The following is a 15,942-nucleotide window of genomic DNA, read 5'->3' on the forward strand; positions in this document are numbered from 1 at the left end:
TCAGGGCAATCCGAAACGGTTAGGATGCAGGCATCCCCTCGAACTGTTGGAAAGGATGCCTGCAATGAAAGCCATTGGACTGACCCGTTACCTGCCGATCAGCGACCCCCAGGCGCTGGTGGACGTGGAGATCGACAAGCCGGCCGCCTCGGGCCACGACCTGCTGGTCAAGGTGGAGGCGATTGCCGTGAACCCGGTGGACACCAAGGTCCGCGCGCCCAAGGACAAGGTGGAAGATGCGCCGCGCGTGCTGGGCTGGGATGCCGCTGGCACCGTGGCCGCCGTGGGCCCGGACGTGACGCTGTTCAAGGTCGGCGACCCGGTGTTCTACGCAGGCAGCATCACGCGGCCCGGCGCCAACAGCGAATTCCACCTCGTGGATGAACGCATCGTCGGCCATAAGCCGGCATCGCTGGACTTTCCCAATGCCGCCGCGTTGCCGCTGACGGCCATCACGGCCTGGGAAGCGCTGTTCGATCGCCTGGGCGTCTCGCCGAAGGGCGACGATGCCGGCCGTTCGGTGCTGATTATCGGCGGGGCAGGGGGCGTGGGCTCCATCGGCATCCAGCTGGCCAAGGTGCTGGCGGGGCTGACGGTCATCGCCACGGCCTCGCGGCCGGAGTCGGAAGCCTGGTGCCGCCGCCTGGGTGCCGATCATATCATCGACCATCGTGCCGACATCCCCGCGCAACTGCGCAAACTCGGGTTTGACGCGGTGGATTTCATCCTCTGCTTCAACGACACGGACCGCCACTTCAACGCGATGGCCGAAGCCATCGCGCCGCAGGGCAAGATCTGCTCGATCGTCGAGAACGCGGGCGAGCTGCCGGTGGGCGCGCTGAAGAGCAAGAGTGCGACGTTCGTCTGGGAATTCATGTTTACGCGCGCGATGTTCGGCACGCCGGACATGATCGCGCAGCATCGCCTGCTCAACGAAGTGGCGCGGCTGATCGATGCCGGACGCCTGCAAACCACGGTGGGCGAGAACCTCGGCACGATCAACGCAGCGAACCTGCGCCGCGCCCACGCGCAGCTGGAAGGTGGCCAGACCATCGGCAAGCTGGTGCTGTCCGGGTTCTAATCTGCAATTAACCGCCAAGTTGCGGGCACACCATAAACGAGGGCCGGGGCTGCTGACGCAGCGCCCGGCCCTTAGTTTGTCTATATGGAAGGGGGTTAGCTGAGAGGGCGCGCAGCCACCGCGCGTGCCAGGCTCCGCACGGCATTCTCGCCAGCCAGCCCCGCCACGAAGCTGATGACTTCGCCCGCCACGGCCTTGTCCTGGAGGATGCGCCGATGGCCGAGGCCGGTGGTGGTCACCAGCCGCGCTGCCGGCCACGCCCCGGCGATGGCGGCGCCGTCTTCCCAGCGCACTTCCTTGTCGTCGCGGTCATGGATCACCAGCGCGGGCGGCACCGGCCGCGTGCGGCCCACATCGGGCACGTTGAACGTCGCCCAGGACGTGCCGAGCCACTGTTCGCTCTGTTGCCGCATGCGTGCGAGGATGCCCGGCGCGATGCCGAGCTGCCAGGCAAGGGCGGCGCAGGATTCGCCCATATCGGCCGGCGAGCCGATCATCACCGCGCCGCGCACCGGCAAGCCTTCGCGTATCGCCTGCGCGGCGGCGGCTCCCCCGAGGGAATGACCGACCACCGCGTGGACTGGTCCCACCTGCCACGCTACAGCCAGCAGCGAGCGTGCCATCTCCAGCAAGGAAGTCTGGTTTGGCCCGCGTGCGCCGGCATCGGAGGCGCCATGAGACAGCGCATCGAAGGCCACCACGCGCATCCCGGCGCCCAGCAGCGCATGGACCAGCGCATGCCATTGGCCGGCATGACCGCCCCAGCCATGGGCAAGCAGGACCACCGGCCCTTCGGTGCCCCAGCGATAGACGCGCACGCGCCGGCTGGCACCCTGGCCAGTGACGAGCGCCCATTCGCTGCGCGCCGCGTCGAGCAGGCGCAGCGCATCGGGGCTGGACCTGGCCCGGGGCGGCGTGAACCATAGGCGCTCCAGGGCGCGGGCGGTGCCCGCCGGATGGAGGAGGCTCGCGGCTTGCCACCGCAGCCTGAGCCACACGGGCGGCCCCGCGCGGACGATGGAAACGGGTTCCGCTTGCGTCACATGATGTGACCCGGCGGCGCGTGGTGTGGATGAGGAAAACAGCACTTGCGGCACGGCGAACACCTCCAACCGATGGCTTGCCGGCGAAATCGGCCAGGTTCACTGGCTTCCCGCCTGTTTTTTTATGATTCACGACCGACCAGTCGTGCTATTTTTTGGGCAATAAATGACGACGAAAATGCCGTCTGACACACTGCGTCCGTGCCCGGGAACGCAGGGGTGTGAAGCCGTTGGCGAGCCGTTTCAGGCGTCTGCCGGGGCGGTTTCCCGCGTGATCCGGGCGTCGTCGAGCAGCCGGGCGAACGCGCGCCGGGCCATCGCCTCGGCATCGCTGCGCGCCATCAACTTGAACGATGTCTGGAAGGACATGCCAATGCCGGCCATCTCGAACGCGAACTGGCGCGGGTCCACATCGGCGCGGAGATCGCCTTCCTCCACGGCGTCGGTGATCACGCGGCAGATGGTGCTGTGCCAGTCCTTGAAGGCCTGCACAACCCTGTCACGAATGACGCCGGGCTTGTCACGGTACTCCTGGGAGAGCGCCATGAAGAGGCAGCGCCCCTCGGTCACCGTGGCGCCGAGCCAGTCCATATAGCCATCGAACAGCCCCTGCAGGCGGCGCGCGCCGCGCGGCTGGCGCATCGCCGGACGTACGACAACATCGTTGAAGCGCTCCGCCGCGCGCTCGAGCACGGCCTCCTGCAGCGCTTCCTTCGAACGGAAGTGCGCGTAGAGCCCGCTCTTCGACATATGGGTGTCCGCCGCCAGCGTGGCAAGCGAAAGCTGCTCGAAGCCCACGCGCGCGGCGGAGGCGAGTGCCTGTTCGATGATGGCGGTACGGGTGAGCTGGCCTTTTTGCATGAGGTGGAGAATAGCACGACCGGTCGGTTTGTCAACTTGCCTTATTCCACACATCGTTGATACTGAAGTGACGTCAACGCAAAGCGTGCGTTGTCGTTATGAGGAGGCGGGAAGAGGAAGTTGTGCTGTATCCGCCTTTTGGAGGAGGTTCCGGCAGGCGAGATCAGGCCATCATAAGAAATCTGTAAAAGTGTTCCAAACATGACCTTACGGAACCCTTTACGTGCTCTATACTCGAATGCACGTCCGCGCACTTTTTTTTCACTGGTGACTGGAGACCGACATGAACAGTACAGCCGTGCCAAGAGGCGCTAGCGAACCGTTCCGGCAACTGCGGGCGTTGCGTCGAGCGCGCAAGCTCAAGCAGGAGGACGTCGCCCGTAAGGCGGGAATTTCCCGGGAAGCCTATCTTCGGGCGGAATCGGGACAAGCCGATCCACGCATGTCCACGTTCCTGGCGGCCTGTGAGGCGCTGGGGCTGGAAGTGGTATTGGCCCCGCAGCATCTGGCAGCCGACGTCAACGCATTCATCGCCAGCCGCAATGGCGGCGTTACAGCAGCCTCGATGGCCGGCCAGCCGGCCGGCTCGGCTCCCGCGGCTACGCCGCAGGGGCAGGGCGGGTTCGGTTCCGGACCCAGCACCGGGGAGGGCCACAAGCCCATGTAACACCGCCAGTCCGTAGACCTGGGGGCACCCGCCCGCATGGTCCTCGGATAGCAAGTCCACCGGGCATTTCTGGCGCGGCCGATCGGCCGCGCTGGCAATGCCCGGTCCTTCATGCCGATCGCGCCCGCGATCTCCCGCCGCAGCCTTCGTGCCGCGTGCGTTTCCGTGCACATCTTCGTGCGCGGTCTTCTGATTTCCGCTTCTCGTTTCCATCGTCCGCGCTGCCACACGCCGCCGGGTCACCTATTGTCATCCTAGGAACGACCTAGGGTCGCCCCCGGTTTGACACGTCCGTCCACCATCATTACGATATGGGAAACTGATTTCACAATTCGTAATTCGTCGCTGCGGCGAATGCAATCCGGGGCCCGAGAGGAGACTTCATGACCCAGACTCAACTGAACGAAGCGATGGCGGACGCCTCGGCGGCGGGCTATCTGTCCGGCTTCGCCAACGAATTCGCCACGGAGGCACTGCCCGGCGCGTTGCCCGTGGGCCAGAACTCACCCCAGCGCGCGCCCTATGGCCTGTATGCCGAGCAGATCTCGGGCACCGCCTTCACGGCGCCGCGCCCCCACAACCGCCGCGCGTGGCTGTACCGCATCCGCCCGGCCGCCATGCACCAGCCGTTCAGCCGTCTGGAGCCGGGCCGCTGGCTGAGCCGATTTGACGAAGTGCCGCCGTCGCCGAACCAGATGCGCTGGAGCCCGCCGGCCATGCCGACCGTGCCGACCGACTTTATCGACGGCATCGTGACGATGGCCGGTAATGGCAGCCCGGAAGCGATGACCGGTTGCGGCATCCACCTGTACCTGGCCAACCAGTCGATGCAGGACCGCTACTTCTACAACGCCGATGGCGAGATGCTGATCGTGCCGCAGCAGGGCCGCCTGCTGTTGTCGACGGAAATGGGCCGGCTGGCGGTGGAACCGCAGGAGATCGTTGTGATTCCGCGTGGCGTGCGCTTCCGCGTCGACCTGCCGGACGGCACCGCGCGCGGCTATATCTGCGAGAACTACGGCGCGCTGTTCAAGCTGCCGGACCTCGGCGTAATCGGCTCGAACGGGCTGGCCAATCCGCGTGATTTCCTGACGCCGGTGGCGAGCTACGAGGATCGCGAGGGAAAGTTCGAGCTCGTCGCCAAGTTCCAGGGCAATCTCTGGCAGGCCGAGATCGACCATTCGCCGCTCGATGTGGTGGCGTGGCACGGCAATTACGCGCCGTACAAGTACGATCTGCGCCGTTTCAACACGATCGGATCGATCAGCTACGACCATCCGGACCCGTCGATCTTCCTCGTGCTGCAGTCCCCGTCGGATACGCCGGGCGTGGACACCATCGACTTCGTGATCTTCGGCCCCCGCTGGCTGCCCGCGCAGAACACGTTCCGCCCGCCCTGGTTCCACCGCAACGTGGCGAGCGAGTTCATGGGCCTGATTTCAGGCGTGTACGATGCCAAGGCCGATGGTTTCGCGCCGGGTGGCGCCAGCCTGCACAACTGCATGAGCGGCCATGGCCCCGATGCGGAGACCTTCGAGCGGGCCTCCAGGGCCGACACGAGCCAGCCGCACCACATCACCGACACCATGGCCTTCATGTTCGAGACGCCGGGCGTGATCCGCCCGACGCCGTACGCGGCCCAGTCGGCGCTGCTCCAGCATGACTACTACACCTGCTGGCAAGGCCTGAAGAAGCATTTCAACCCGAACGTGCGCTGATTTACGGAAGATTCCCAAGATGACTGCCCCCAATACCGGCGTGCAAACGCGTGCCACCAGCTGGGTCGAATCGGCCAACGACGGCCAGACCCATTTCCCGATCCAGAACCTGCCGTACGGCCTGTTCTCGGCAAACGGCCAGACCCCGCGTGTGGGCGTGGCGATTGGCGACCAGGTTCTGGACCTTGCCGCGCTCGACGATGCCGGCCTGCTGCCGGCGGCGGCCAAGGGCGCGTTTGCGTCGGCCAGCCTCAATCGCTTTATCGCGCTGGGCCAGCCCGTGTGGCAGGCCACCCGCGCCCGGCTGACGGCGCTGCTCTCCGGCGAAGATGCCGCGCTGCGCGATAACGCGGCGCTGCGCGCCCAGGCCCTGGTGCCGATGGCGGGGGTGACGCTGCACCTGCCGGTCGAGATTCCGGGCTACACCGATTTCTATTCGTCGCGCGAGCACGCGACCAACGTCGGCCGCATGTTCCGTGACCCGGAAAACGCGCTGCTGCCGAACTGGCTCGAGATCCCTATCGGCTACAACGGTCGCGCCAGCTCGGTGGTGGTCAGCGGTACGGCGCTGCGCCGCCCCAACGGCCAGACCAAGCTGCCGAACGAGCCGCGCCCGACCTTCGGCCCGTGCCGCAAGCTCGACTACGAGCTTGAGCTGGGGTTCATCGTCGGCAAGGCGTCGGCGCTGGGCGAGCCGGTCAGTACGGCGGACGCCCCCGCGCACATGTTCGGCATGGTCATCCTCAACGACTGGAGCGCGCGCGACATCCAGCAGTGGGAATACGTGCCGCTCGGGCCGTTCAACAGCAAGTCGTTCGGGACGTCGATCTCGCCATGGGTGGTGACGATGGAGGCGCTCGAGCCGTTTCGCCGTGACAATCCGGCGCAGTCTCCGGAACCGCTGCCGTATCTGCGGCAGCAGGGCCGCAACGCCTACGACATCGCGCTCGAAGTGGCGCTGCAACCGGCCGGCGCGGCGCCCAGCACGGTCTGCCGCACCAACTTCAAGGCAATGTACTGGACCATGGCGCAGCAACTGGCGCACCACACGGTGTCTGGCTGCAATGTGCGCGTGGGCGACCTGATGGGCTCGGGTACGATCAGCGGCACCACGCCGGATTCTTGCGGCAGCCTGCTGGAGACCACGCGCAATGGCGCCGAGCCGGTGGCGCTGGCCGGCGGCGCGCAGCGCGGCTTCCTGGAAGATGGCGACACGGTGACCATGACCGGCTGGTGCCAGGGCGATGGCTACCGGGTTGGCTTTGGCGAGGTATCGGGGAAGATCCTGCCGGCGGCTTGATCGAAAGCCCCTCGGGGGCGTCCTCTGCACAAGGGCGGGGCGGCTGAAAAGCCGCGCCCGCCCTCGTTACATTTGCGAAGGATCGTTACGGTTGCGCCATTCCTACGGGTGCCGCTTTATGCGAGAATTCGCCCCTGACAAAAAACGTGTGGCGAAGTTCGCCGGGTTGAAACATTTCGGTTTTTGCTAGGAATGACCACCCGGAGCGCGCACCACTGACACCCCTCGACTGGGCGGCTCAGCTTAGGCCGAATCCCGCCGTTAGCTCGGCATACGCGAGATCCGGGTGTCGATAACTAATTTCGGCGAAATCCACGGATTTTGCTTCTAATTTCAGGGAAAAACGGAATCTGTCCCCCGGTGCGTTGGTCGCGCGCGGGCCGGCGCGCGCGCGCGGCCAACGTTGCCCCAGGCACGACGGGGGGACGCGGGGCTCACATTCCACCCAACGCGCACGGCATGGCAATTGAATTCGGAATTCGCGCATGGGCGGCCTGTGCGCCGGCATTGCAATCCCCGGAAGCCTGGCAGGCGTGGAGTCTTGCGCCATGGCTGCCCGAGGGATCGGATCTGCCGGCGCTCGCGGCCATGGCCCCGATGTTGCGCCGACGCGTCAATGCCATCGGCCGCGCGGCGCTACATCCCGCCTACGACACCCTCCCGCCCGACGAGTCACCCGCCAAGCCCGCCGCGCCCGCCGCGCCCGCCGTGTTCGCGTCGCGCCACGGCGACACCCGCCGCGCCTTCGACATGCTCAGCGAACTGGCCGCCGGCGAGCCGCTGTCTCCCACCGCGTTCGGCCTCTCCGTCCACAACGCCATTGGCGCGCTGTTCACGATCGACCGGGGTGACGCTTCCAACCTCCAGGCCGTGGCCGCTGGCCGCGACACCGTGGAAACGGCCGCCTTCGAAGCCTGCGCGCTGCTGGCCGATGGCGCGGACGAGGTGCTGCTGGTCTGCTACGACGCGCCGTTGCCCGAAGCCTATGCCGAGTTCGCCGACGAGCCCGGCTGCCTGTTCGGCTGGGCCTGGCGCATCGGTAAGCCGCGTCCGGGCGAGCCGGTGTTCCGGCTCGACATCGACCATGTGCGCGAGGCGGCGGACCCCGACACCGCGCATCCGGTGCTGCCGCACGCGCTGGACGTGCTGCGATTCATGCTGATCGGCGACGCCGAGCTGCGCCACCGCGGCGAACGCGCAGTCTGGAGGTGGCAGCGCCATGGTTGAACGCCTCGACCGCGCCTGGCGCGTGTGTGCCACCGGCTTCTGCTTCTCGAGCTTCGGCGTGGGTGGCCTGCTGCTGCGCGTGCTGGTGTTCCCGGCGCTTTCGCTGCTGCCGTGGTCCACCGAGACCCGCCAGCGCGCGTGCCGCGATGTCATCCATCATGCCTTCCGGCTGTTCCTCTGGCTGATGCGCAGCGTTGGCGTCATCGGCTACGAAATCCGCCATGCCGAACGGCTGCAACGCGAGGGGATGCTGGTGGTGGCGAACCATCCGTCGCTGATCGACGTGGTGTTCCTGATGGCGCTGACGCGCCGTGCCGACTGCGTGGTGAAGTCCGGCCTGGCGCGCAACCCGTTCACGCGCGGGCCGGTGCTGGCCACCGGCTGGGTGCAGAACGATAGCGGCGCGGCGATGGTGGACGACTGCATCGCCTCGCTGCGCGCCGGCAACAACCTGATCATTTTTCCGGAAGGCACGCGCACGCGCCCGGGCCAGCCGCTGCAACTCCAGCGCGGCGCGGCCAATGTGGCCGTGCGCGGTGGCTTTGCGCTCACCCCGGTGGTCATCCGCTGCGAACCGCCCACGTTGACCAAGGGCGAGAAGTGGTACCACGTGCCGGTGCGCCGCCCGCGCTTTGTCATCGACGTGCACCCGGACGTGCCGCCCGCACAGTGGGTGGCGCCGGGCACCGACGACGCCATGGCCGTGCGCCACCTGACCCAATCACTATCCGAGTTTTTCTCCAGGGAGATCCGCCGTGCAGGCGCTTGAGCAAGAAATCAAGGAACTGATCATCTCGTCGCTGTCCCTCGAGGACATGGCGGCTGACGATATCGACGCCACCGCGCCGCTGTTCATCGAAGGCCTGGGCCTCGATTCCATCGACGCGCTGGAACTGGGCCTGGCGCTGCAGAAGCGCTACGGCATCACCATGAATGGCGACAAGGAGGAAATCCGCGCGCGCTTTGCCAGTGTTTCGGCGCTGGCGGCGTTCGTGGCGTCGCAGCGCGGCCAGGCCCCGGCCTGAACCCGCGAGGAAATCGCAATACTGCTATACGGAGCCAGATCATGACTCACGACGAAATCTTCGCGCGCGTGGCGGCGGTTCTCGAGGAAACCTTCGAGATTGCCCCGGAGCGCATCACGCCCGAGGCGCGGCTGTACGACGACCTCGACATCGACAGCATCGACGCCGTTGACCTGCTGGTGAAGCTGAAGCCGATGCTGAACAAGCCGCTCAAGCCCGAGCAGTTCAAGTCCGTGCGCACCGTGCAGGACGTGGTGCAGGCGCTTGCGCTGCTGATCGACTCGCCGGCCACCGCCTGACGCCCGATGACCTGGCGCAAGTGGGGGCTGGGGCTGCTGACGCTGTCGTACCCGGTGGTGATCTACCTGGGGCTGCAGCACTTCTCGCCGCGCGTGATGGCGCTGGCGCTGGTGGCGCTCGCCCTGCTGCGTGCCGGCACCAGCCGCCAGGCCGGCTGGCGGGCGATGGCGGTGCTCGCGGCGGGGCTGGCCCTGATCGTGCTGGCCTCCGACCACGCGCTGCCCCTGAAGCTCTACCCGGTGCTGGTGAACGTGGCGATGCTGGGCGTGTTCGGCTGGAGCCTGCGCCATCCGCCCTCCCTGGTGGAGCGCATGGCCCGGCTGCGCGAGCCGAACCTGCCGCCCAGCGGCGTGGCCTATACGCGCCGGGTGACGCAGGCCTGGTGCGTGTTCTTTATCTGCAATGGCGCGGTTGCCGCCGTGACCGCGCTGGCCGCCAGCGACCGGGTCTGGGCGCTGTACAACGGCGCGATTGCCTATGGCCTGATCGGCGCGATGTTCGCCGGCGAATGGCTGGTGCGGCAGCGCGTCATGGCGCGGCATGCGGAGAATCGTCATGACTGAGCCAGCGCTGAGTAGTTTCACGGGCTTCACGGGCTTCACCGGCGTGGGTGCCGTGATGACCACTCAGGCGGCACGGGCCGCGCAGGGCAATGCCCAGGCGGCGGCGTTCGTTGCCAGCGTGGCGGCGTGGCGCCGAGCCTTCACGGCGGCGCCGGGCGCGCGCTGGGCGCTGTACTTCGAGGGCACGGCCGATTTCGCCGCCGCGCTGTTCGGCGCGTGGCATGCCGGCAAGCATGTTGTGCTGCCCGGCGATACCCGCGCGGAGACGCTCGCGGCGCTGCGCGGCCATGCCGATGGCTGGGCCGGCGAGTTGCCGGGCGGCTTGACGCCAGCCCCCGTACCCGTGTCAGTGCCCGGGGAAGGGGAGGCCGGCTGGCCCCCGCTCGGCACGCACGACACGTGGGTGACGCTGTTCACCTCCGGCTCCACGGGCGAGCCCGGGGCCATCGACAAGCGCCTGGCCCAGCTCGATGCCGAGGTCCACACGCTCCAGCAGGCCTTCGGCGCGCGCCTGCCCGCCGATGTGCGCGTGCTGAGCACGGTCTCGCACCAGCACATCTACGGCCTGCTGTTCACGGTGCTCTGGCCGCTGGCGGCAGGACGGCCGATGCCCGGCGCGCGGCTGGCCTTCCATGAGGAACTGGTGCGCGCCTGCGCGCGCGACACCCGCCCGGCGGTGCTGGTCAGCAGCCCGGCGCACCTGAAGCGGATGCCCGACGGGCTTGACTGGCCCGCCACGCGCCCCGTGCTGCAAGCGGTGTTCTCGTCCGGCGGGCCGCTCCCGCCCGAGGCCGCCGCCGACGCGCTGCGCCACACCGGCCGCTCGCCCATCGAGGTATTCGGCAGCTCCGAGACCGGCGGCATCGCCTGGCGCCAGCGCGCCGTGCAGGCAGACCGCTGGACCGCGCTGCCCGGCATCGCCTGGCGCCTGCAGGACGGCTTCCTGGCCGTGCGCTCGCCGCATCTGGCCGATGACGGCTGGTATGTCTGCGCGGACCGCGCGCTGCCTGCCGGGGATGACAGCTTCGTGCTGGCCGGCCGCGCCGACCGCATCGTCAAGATCGAGGAAAAGCGTGTCTCGCTGACGCAGATCGAGCAGCGGCTGGCTGCCTCGCCGCTGGTGCGCGAGGCGCGGGTCGTCATGGTCGAACTCGATGTCGGCACCCGCGTGGCTGCCGCCGTGGTGCCGGGTGACGCCGGACAGGTCATCCTCGACACCCATGGCCGCGCCGCGCTGACCGCCGCGCTGCGCGCGCATCTGGCCGATGCCGTGGACCCGGTGGCGCTGCCGCGCCGCTGGGCCTTCGTGCCGACGCTGCCGTGCAACGCGCAGGGCAAGACCACCGAAGCCATGCTGCGCGACCTGTTCCGCCGCACGGTGCCGGCCGCGCACTGGCTGGAGGCCGATGCCACCTCGGCCAGTTCGGCCACCTCGGCCACGGCCGCGCTGGACGTGACCGATGACCTGGCGATCTTCGACGGCCACTTTCCCGATACCCCGATCGTGCCGGGCGTGGCCCAGGTGGACTGGGTGATGGCGCTGGCGCCCCAGCGCCTGCCGATTCCCCCGCGCGAGCGCTTCGCGCGGCTGGACACGCTCAAGTTCCAGGCCGTGATCCAGCCCGGCACCACGGTGCGGATGGCGCTGACGTGGCAGCCGGATGCGCTCTCGCTCGGCTTCCGGCTGACGTCGGATACCGGCCCGCACGCCAGCGGCAAGATCGTCTTTCATCCCCATCCCCATCCCGATACGCCATGACGCCGTTCCGTCCGGTTGTGCTCGTGCCGGTCTATGACCACGAAGGCGCCATCGGCGCCATGGTCGATGCCATCCTCGCGCACCCGCTGCCGTGCCTGCTCGTGGACGACGGCAGCAGCCCGGCCTGCGAGCAGGTGCTGCGCGGGATTGCCGCCGCGCATCCCGAGCGCGCCCGCCTGATCCGCCTGTCCGTGAATCAGGGCAAGGGCGGGGCGATCATGGCCGGGTTCACGGAAGCGGCGCGGCTCGGCTACACGCACGCGCTGCAGATCGATGCCGATGGCCAGCACGATGCCGGCTGCATTCCCCAGTTCGTCGCACTCGCCCAGGCCCAGCCCGCCGCGATGATCTGCGGCCACCCGGTGTACGACGATTCGGTGCCGCGCCTGCGCCTCTATGCGCGCTACCTGACGCACATCTGGGTCTGGATCAACACGCTGTCGTTCCAGATCAAGGATTCGATGTGCGGCCTGCGGGTCTACCCGCTGGCGGCGGTGACCGCGCTGATGCGTGAGGTGGACCTGGGCCGGCGCATGGAGTTCGACACCGAGGTGCTGGTGCATCTGGTCTGGCGCGGCGTGCGCATCGTCAACGTGCCCACGCGCGTGACGTATCCGTCCGATGGCGTCTCGCATTTCCAGGCGTGGCGAGACAACGTGCTGATCTCGCGCATGCATACGCGGCTGTTCTTCGGCATGGTGTGGCGGCTGCCGCGCCTGCTCTGGCGCAAGGTGAGGCCCGCATGAGCACGGCGAAGCCACAGGCCGGGGGTACGGCTGACGCCGCCACGCGCCGCACGCCATCGCGCCACTGGAGCACCATCGGCGAGGCCACGTGCGTCTGGGGCGTCTGGTGCCTGTACGGGCTCTATCGCGTCTTCGGCCGCACGCTGTTCCGGGCGGTGCTGTACCCGGTGGTCACCTACTACTGGATCACGCATCCGCTGGCGCGCCGCGCGTCGATGGACTACCTCACGCGCATGGAGGCCACCGCCGGCGCGGTCGGCGGGCGTCCCACGTGGCGCCATACGCTGCGCCACCTGTTCTCGTTCGCCGACACGCTGCTGGACAAGCTGCTGTCCATCGGCGGCCAGTACCGCTTCGGCAACGTCACGCGGGAAGGCCATCAGGTGCTGCTGGACCAGATCGCCAGCGGGCGGGGCGGCATCATCATGACGGCGCACATGGGCTGCCTGGAGCTGTGCCGGGTGCTGGCCAACCAGCGGCAGGGGCTGCGGCTGACCGTGCTGGTGCATACCGCCCACGCCGAGCGCTTCAACCGGATCCTGTCGCGGCTCGATCCCAAATCGGGCCTCCAGCTCTATCAGGTGGACGATATTTCGCCCGCCACGGCGCTGGAGCTGGCGGCCAAGGTGCAGGCGGGCGAATTTGTGGCGATTGCCGGCGACCGCGCGCCCGCGCACGGCGGCCGTGCCGTGCGCGTGCCGTTCCTGGGCACGCCGGCGCGCTTCCCGGTGGGCCCATACGTGCTGGCGGGGCTGATGCACTGCCCGCTGTACGCGATGGGCTGCGTGCGCCATGGCGACGGCCATCTGCTGCGCTTCACGGAACTCACGCGCGCGGTGACGCTCCCACGGGCGAGCCGTGACGCCGCGCTGACCGCGCTGGCCACGACTTACGCCGCATGGCTGGAGGCGCTGCTGGTGCGCTCGCCATTCGACTGGTTCAACTTCTACGACTTCTGGGCGGACGATCCGGTCCGTACCGGTCGCCAGGACGCGCACCAGGACGCGCACTAGGCCGCGCCGCCCACCGGAGACCTATGTCCAAACCTATCAGCCACGAGATCACGCTGACGCCGGCGTTCCATGACCTCGACCCGATGAACGTGGTCTGGCATGGCAACTACGTGCGCTACTTCGAGGTGGCACGCTGCGCGCTGCTCCAGCAGATCGGCTACGACTACCCGCAGATGCGCGATTCCGGCTACGCGTGGCCGGTGGTGGACCTGCGCGTCAAGTACGTGCGCCCGCTGGTCTACGGCCAGGAGATGATCGTGCGCGCCACCATCGTCGAATGGGAAAACCGGCTCAAGATCGACTACGAGATTCGTGACGCGGCGTCTGGCCAGCGCCTGACCAAGGGCTACTCGATCCAGGTGGCCGTGGACATGACGACGCAGGAGATGCTCTACGTCTGCCCGCCGGTGCTGCTGGAGAAGCTGGGGGTGCCGTCATGAGGCGCCGCCAGATGCTGCACGCGGGCGCCGCGCTGGCGCTGCTGGCTATGCTGCCGGCCCATGCCGAAGACCTGCTCGCCTCGGTGGCCAGACGGCTGGCCGACGCGCCGGTCATCCGCGGCAAGTTCGAGCAGACGCGCAGGCTGTCCGGCTTCAGCAATCCGCTGGTCTCGCGCGGCGATTTCGTGCTCACGCGCGGCCGTGGCGTGGTCTGGCAGACGCGCGAGCCGTTCCCGTCGAGCCTGCTGGTCACGCCCGAGAAACTGGTGATGCGCGGCGCCGACGGCAGCGTGCAGCAGCAGATGCAGGCCGAATCCCAACCCGCGATGCGCGTGGTGGGCGAGTCGATGATTGCCGTGCTGCGTGGCGACCTGCGCGGGCTCTCCGCGCGCTTCGACGTAACTGGCAAGCTGGTTGGCAGCGCCGGATGGGCGCTGACGCTGATCCCAAAGGATGCCGGCATGCGGCGCGTGTTCACGCGGATCGAGCTGGCCGGCGACAAGTTCGTGCGCGACGTGCGGCTCGAGGAAGCCGGCGGCGACAGCACCGTGGTCCGCATGATCGACCCGGCGGCCGCCGCCAAGCTGACCCCGGCCGAGGAGCAGCGCTTTGAGTAACGTGGCGGGCGGCGTGGCGATGCAGGGCGGCATCACGCGGCTGGCGCGTGGGCTGGCCATCGCCTGGCTGCTGATCGTGCTGGCCATGATTGCCCATCAGGTGCAGTTCTGGCGCGGCTCGCGGCTCGATACGGACGTGATGGCGCTGCTGCCGACCAGCGAACGTACGGCGGCGGCCGACCGCGTGCTGCGCCGGCTGGCCGACAGTGTGGCGCAGGAGGTAGTAGTGCTTGTCGGCAGCCCGGACTGGGCGCGCACGCGCGCCGCCGCGCAGCGCTTCAGCCAGGCCACGGCGCAGGACGGCACGCTGCTGCAACCGGTGGACAAGATCGCCGCGTTCGACTTCGACAAGGCGCTCGACTTCTATCGCCCGTGGCGCGACCACCTGCTGACCGATGCGCAGCGCCAGCAGTTGCAGCAAGGAAATCCGGATCAGCTCGCCCAGCAGGCGCTGACGCGCCTCTACCAGCTCTCCACCGGGCCGCGCCTGACCGACTGGGCGGCCGATCCGCTGGGGCTGTGGCAGGACTGGTGGCTCTCCCGCGCCGCCGTGACGCGCGTGCAGGAGCGCGACGGGCTGGCCGCCTTGTCCGGCGATGGCAAGGAATGGGTGCTGCTGACGTACCACATCACCAAGCCGGCGTTCTCGGTCAGCGGCAGTACCGATTACAGCGACCTCCTGCGCACCGCCGGGGCCGCCGCGCGGCAGGGCGATGCCGATGTGCGCGTGGTGGCCGCCGGCATTCCGCTGCACGCGGAGGCCGCCGCCGCGCAGGCGAATTTCGAAATGAACGTGATCGGCTGGGGCTCGCTGGCGGCGGTGCTGCTGCTGGTCTGGCTGGCGTTCCGCTCGCTGCGGCCGATCGTGCTGGTGGGGCTGTCGCTGGCCATCGGCACGGCGGCGGCGATCTCGGCCACGGCCATCGTCTTCGACCGCGTGCACCTGATTACGCTGGTGTTCGGCGCCAGTCTGGTGGGCGTGGCGGAGGACTTCGGCATCCATTACTTCGTCTCGCGGCAGGCGCTGCCGCGCGCCACGCCGCCATCGGTCATGCGCCACCTGCTGCCCGGCATGGCGCTGGCGCTGGCAACGAGCGTGGTGGCGTATCTGGCGCTCGGCATCGCGCCGTTCCCGGGGCTGCGCCAGATGGCGCTGTTTTCGGCGGTGGGGCTGGTCGCCGCCTTCCTGACCGTGGTGCTCTGGTTCCCGCTGCTGGACCGGGGCGCGCTGCGGCCCACGCGGGTGTCGAACTGGCTGGCCGAGAGCCTCGCCCGCTGGCCGCGCGTGCGCGCGGACCGGCGCACGGCGCTGGCGCTTGGGGCGCTGGCCCTGTTTATCGTGCCGGGGATCTGGCAGCTGCGGATTGTCGATGACGTGCGCCAGCTGCAAAGCTCACCGCCGGCGCTGATCGAGGCGCAGCGCCTCACCGGCCGCCTGCTCGGCACGCCGAGCCCCGCGCAATTCGTGCTGGTGCGCGGCGCCACGCCGGACGAGGTGCTGGCGCGCGAGGAGGCCGTCAAGGCCGCGCTGGCGCCGGCCATCCGGCGCGGCGAACTGGCGGGCTTCCTGGCGATTTCCGAC

The 15,942-nt window shown here is 68.5% G+C and carries 17 protein-coding genes; 15 read left to right on the forward strand and 2 right to left on the reverse strand.

What is annotated here, in order from left to right:
- Window positions 1-64 precede the first annotated feature (64 nt).
- A complete protein-coding gene (locus tag KHO18_RS04465; protein ID WP_144197090.1) occupies window positions 65-1,081 on the forward strand; it encodes a zinc-binding alcohol dehydrogenase family protein in 1,017 nt (338 codons plus the stop codon).
- Window positions 1,082-1,176: 95 nt separating this feature from the next.
- Here the strand turns inward: KHO18_RS04465 and KHO18_RS04470 are convergent, their stop codons facing one another.
- Together KHO18_RS04470 and KHO18_RS04475 are read right to left on the reverse strand one after the other, a co-directional pair.
- Window positions 1,177-2,079 carry an alpha/beta fold hydrolase gene (locus tag KHO18_RS04470; RefSeq protein WP_244844531.1) on the reverse strand — a complete coding sequence of 301 codons (903 nt, stop codon included), beginning with the start codon at window positions 2,077-2,079 and terminating at the stop codon, window positions 1,177-1,179.
- 288 nt (window positions 2,080-2,367) lie between these two features.
- The gene (locus KHO18_RS04475; RefSeq protein ID WP_144197092.1) at window positions 2,368-2,985 is read right to left on the reverse strand and encodes a TetR/AcrR family transcriptional regulator; all 618 of its coding nucleotides are present in this window, start codon (window positions 2,983-2,985) and stop codon (window positions 2,368-2,370) included.
- Between the two features lie 283 nt (window positions 2,986-3,268).
- Here KHO18_RS04475 and KHO18_RS04480 point away from each other — a divergent pair, with 283 nt between their 5' ends.
- From KHO18_RS04480 to KHO18_RS04545, 14 genes are all read left to right on the forward strand, one after another.
- Window positions 3,269-3,652, forward strand: a complete 384-nt coding sequence (locus KHO18_RS04480) for a helix-turn-helix domain-containing protein (protein WP_144197093.1) — start codon at window positions 3,269-3,271, stop codon at window positions 3,650-3,652.
- A 383-nt stretch (window positions 3,653-4,035) separates the two neighbouring features.
- Complete coding sequence (gene hmgA / locus KHO18_RS04485) at window positions 4,036-5,370, forward strand: homogentisate 1,2-dioxygenase (protein ID WP_211942830.1); 1,335 nt, start codon at window positions 4,036-4,038, stop codon at window positions 5,368-5,370.
- A 19-nt stretch (window positions 5,371-5,389) separates the two neighbouring features.
- Window positions 5,390-6,670: a fumarylacetoacetase gene (gene fahA / locus KHO18_RS04490; RefSeq protein WP_144197095.1), complete on the forward strand. Its 1,281-nt coding sequence runs from the start codon at window positions 5,390-5,392 to the stop codon at window positions 6,668-6,670.
- A gap of 459 nt (window positions 6,671-7,129) precedes the next feature.
- A complete protein-coding gene (locus KHO18_RS04495) occupies window positions 7,130-7,897 on the forward strand; it encodes a beta-ketoacyl synthase chain length factor (RefSeq protein ID WP_144197096.1) in 768 nt (255 codons plus the stop codon).
- A complete protein-coding gene (locus KHO18_RS04500) occupies window positions 7,890-8,666 on the forward strand; it encodes a lysophospholipid acyltransferase family protein (protein ID WP_144197097.1) in 777 nt (258 codons plus the stop codon). Before KHO18_RS04495 ends, KHO18_RS04500 begins: the two co-directional genes overlap by 8 nt.
- Window positions 8,653-8,922 (forward strand): phosphopantetheine-binding protein, encoded by a 270-nt coding sequence (locus KHO18_RS04505; protein WP_144197098.1) that lies wholly within the window; start codon window positions 8,653-8,655, stop codon window positions 8,920-8,922. The genes KHO18_RS04500 and KHO18_RS04505 overlap by 14 nt, the downstream gene beginning before the upstream one ends.
- A 41-nt stretch (window positions 8,923-8,963) precedes the next feature.
- Window positions 8,964-9,221, forward strand: coding sequence for an acyl carrier protein (locus tag KHO18_RS04510; RefSeq protein ID WP_092299795.1), 258 nt, complete (start codon window positions 8,964-8,966; stop codon window positions 9,219-9,221).
- A 6-nt stretch (window positions 9,222-9,227) separates the two neighbouring features.
- A complete protein-coding gene (locus KHO18_RS04515; RefSeq protein WP_144197099.1) occupies window positions 9,228-9,785 on the forward strand; it encodes a COG4648 family protein in 558 nt (185 codons plus the stop codon).
- Entirely contained in the window at window positions 9,778-11,544 is a 1,767-nt protein-coding gene (locus KHO18_RS04520; RefSeq protein WP_244844532.1) for an AMP-binding protein, read from the forward strand. The genes KHO18_RS04515 and KHO18_RS04520 overlap by 8 nt, the downstream gene beginning before the upstream one ends.
- Window positions 11,541-12,290, forward strand: a complete 750-nt coding sequence (locus tag KHO18_RS04525; protein ID WP_211942831.1) for a glycosyltransferase family 2 protein — start codon at window positions 11,541-11,543, stop codon at window positions 12,288-12,290. Before KHO18_RS04520 ends, KHO18_RS04525 begins: the two co-directional genes overlap by 4 nt.
- A complete protein-coding gene (locus tag KHO18_RS04530; protein ID WP_211942832.1) occupies window positions 12,287-13,303 on the forward strand; it encodes an LpxL/LpxP family acyltransferase in 1,017 nt (338 codons plus the stop codon). The genes KHO18_RS04525 and KHO18_RS04530 overlap by 4 nt, the downstream gene beginning before the upstream one ends.
- Window positions 13,304-13,326: 23 nt before the next feature.
- Complete coding sequence (locus KHO18_RS04535; protein ID WP_144197102.1) at window positions 13,327-13,743, forward strand: acyl-CoA thioesterase; 417 nt, start codon at window positions 13,327-13,329, stop codon at window positions 13,741-13,743.
- A complete protein-coding gene (locus KHO18_RS04540) occupies window positions 13,740-14,360 on the forward strand; it encodes an outer membrane lipoprotein carrier protein LolA (RefSeq protein ID WP_144197103.1) in 621 nt (206 codons plus the stop codon). The genes KHO18_RS04535 and KHO18_RS04540 overlap by 4 nt, the downstream gene beginning before the upstream one ends.
- 1 nt (window position 14,361) lies before the next feature.
- Window positions 14,362-15,942: MMPL family transporter (locus tag KHO18_RS04545; protein WP_244844537.1), on the forward strand; the 1,581-nt coding region annotated here is incomplete at its 3' end.

Source organism: Cupriavidus campinensis (assembly GCF_905397395.1).
GTDB classification, from domain to species: domain Bacteria; phylum Pseudomonadota; class Gammaproteobacteria; order Burkholderiales; family Burkholderiaceae; genus Cupriavidus; species Cupriavidus campinensis.

Bases quoted from the DNA above. Each gene is read 5' to 3' on its own strand.
- KHO18_RS04465 (WP_144197090.1), top strand. From the start codon at position 65: ATGAAAGCCATTGGACTGACCCGTTACCTGCCGATCAGCGACCCCCAG.
- KHO18_RS04475 (WP_144197092.1), bottom strand. From the start codon at position 2,985: ATGCAAAAAGGCCAGCTCACCCGTACCGCCATCATCGAACAGGCACTC.
- KHO18_RS04480 (WP_144197093.1), top strand. From the start codon at position 3,269: ATGAACAGTACAGCCGTGCCAAGAGGCGCTAGCGAACCGTTCCGGCAA.
- hmgA (WP_211942830.1), top strand. From the start codon at position 4,036: ATGACCCAGACTCAACTGAACGAAGCGATGGCGGACGCCTCGGCGGCG.
- fahA (WP_144197095.1), top strand. From the start codon at position 5,390: ATGACTGCCCCCAATACCGGCGTGCAAACGCGTGCCACCAGCTGGGTC.
- KHO18_RS04495 (WP_144197096.1), top strand. From the start codon at position 7,130: ATGGCAATTGAATTCGGAATTCGCGCATGGGCGGCCTGTGCGCCGGCA.
- KHO18_RS04500 (WP_144197097.1), top strand. From the start codon at position 7,890: ATGGTTGAACGCCTCGACCGCGCCTGGCGCGTGTGTGCCACCGGCTTC.
- KHO18_RS04510 (WP_092299795.1), top strand. From the start codon at position 8,964: ATGACTCACGACGAAATCTTCGCGCGCGTGGCGGCGGTTCTCGAGGAA.
- KHO18_RS04515 (WP_144197099.1), top strand. From the start codon at position 9,228: ATGACCTGGCGCAAGTGGGGGCTGGGGCTGCTGACGCTGTCGTACCCG.
- KHO18_RS04520 (WP_244844532.1), top strand. From the start codon at position 9,778: ATGACTGAGCCAGCGCTGAGTAGTTTCACGGGCTTCACGGGCTTCACC.
- KHO18_RS04525 (WP_211942831.1), top strand. From the start codon at position 11,541: ATGACGCCGTTCCGTCCGGTTGTGCTCGTGCCGGTCTATGACCACGAA.
- KHO18_RS04530 (WP_211942832.1), top strand. From the start codon at position 12,287: ATGAGCACGGCGAAGCCACAGGCCGGGGGTACGGCTGACGCCGCCACG.
- KHO18_RS04535 (WP_144197102.1), top strand. From the start codon at position 13,327: ATGTCCAAACCTATCAGCCACGAGATCACGCTGACGCCGGCGTTCCAT.
- KHO18_RS04540 (WP_144197103.1), top strand. From the start codon at position 13,740: ATGAGGCGCCGCCAGATGCTGCACGCGGGCGCCGCGCTGGCGCTGCTG.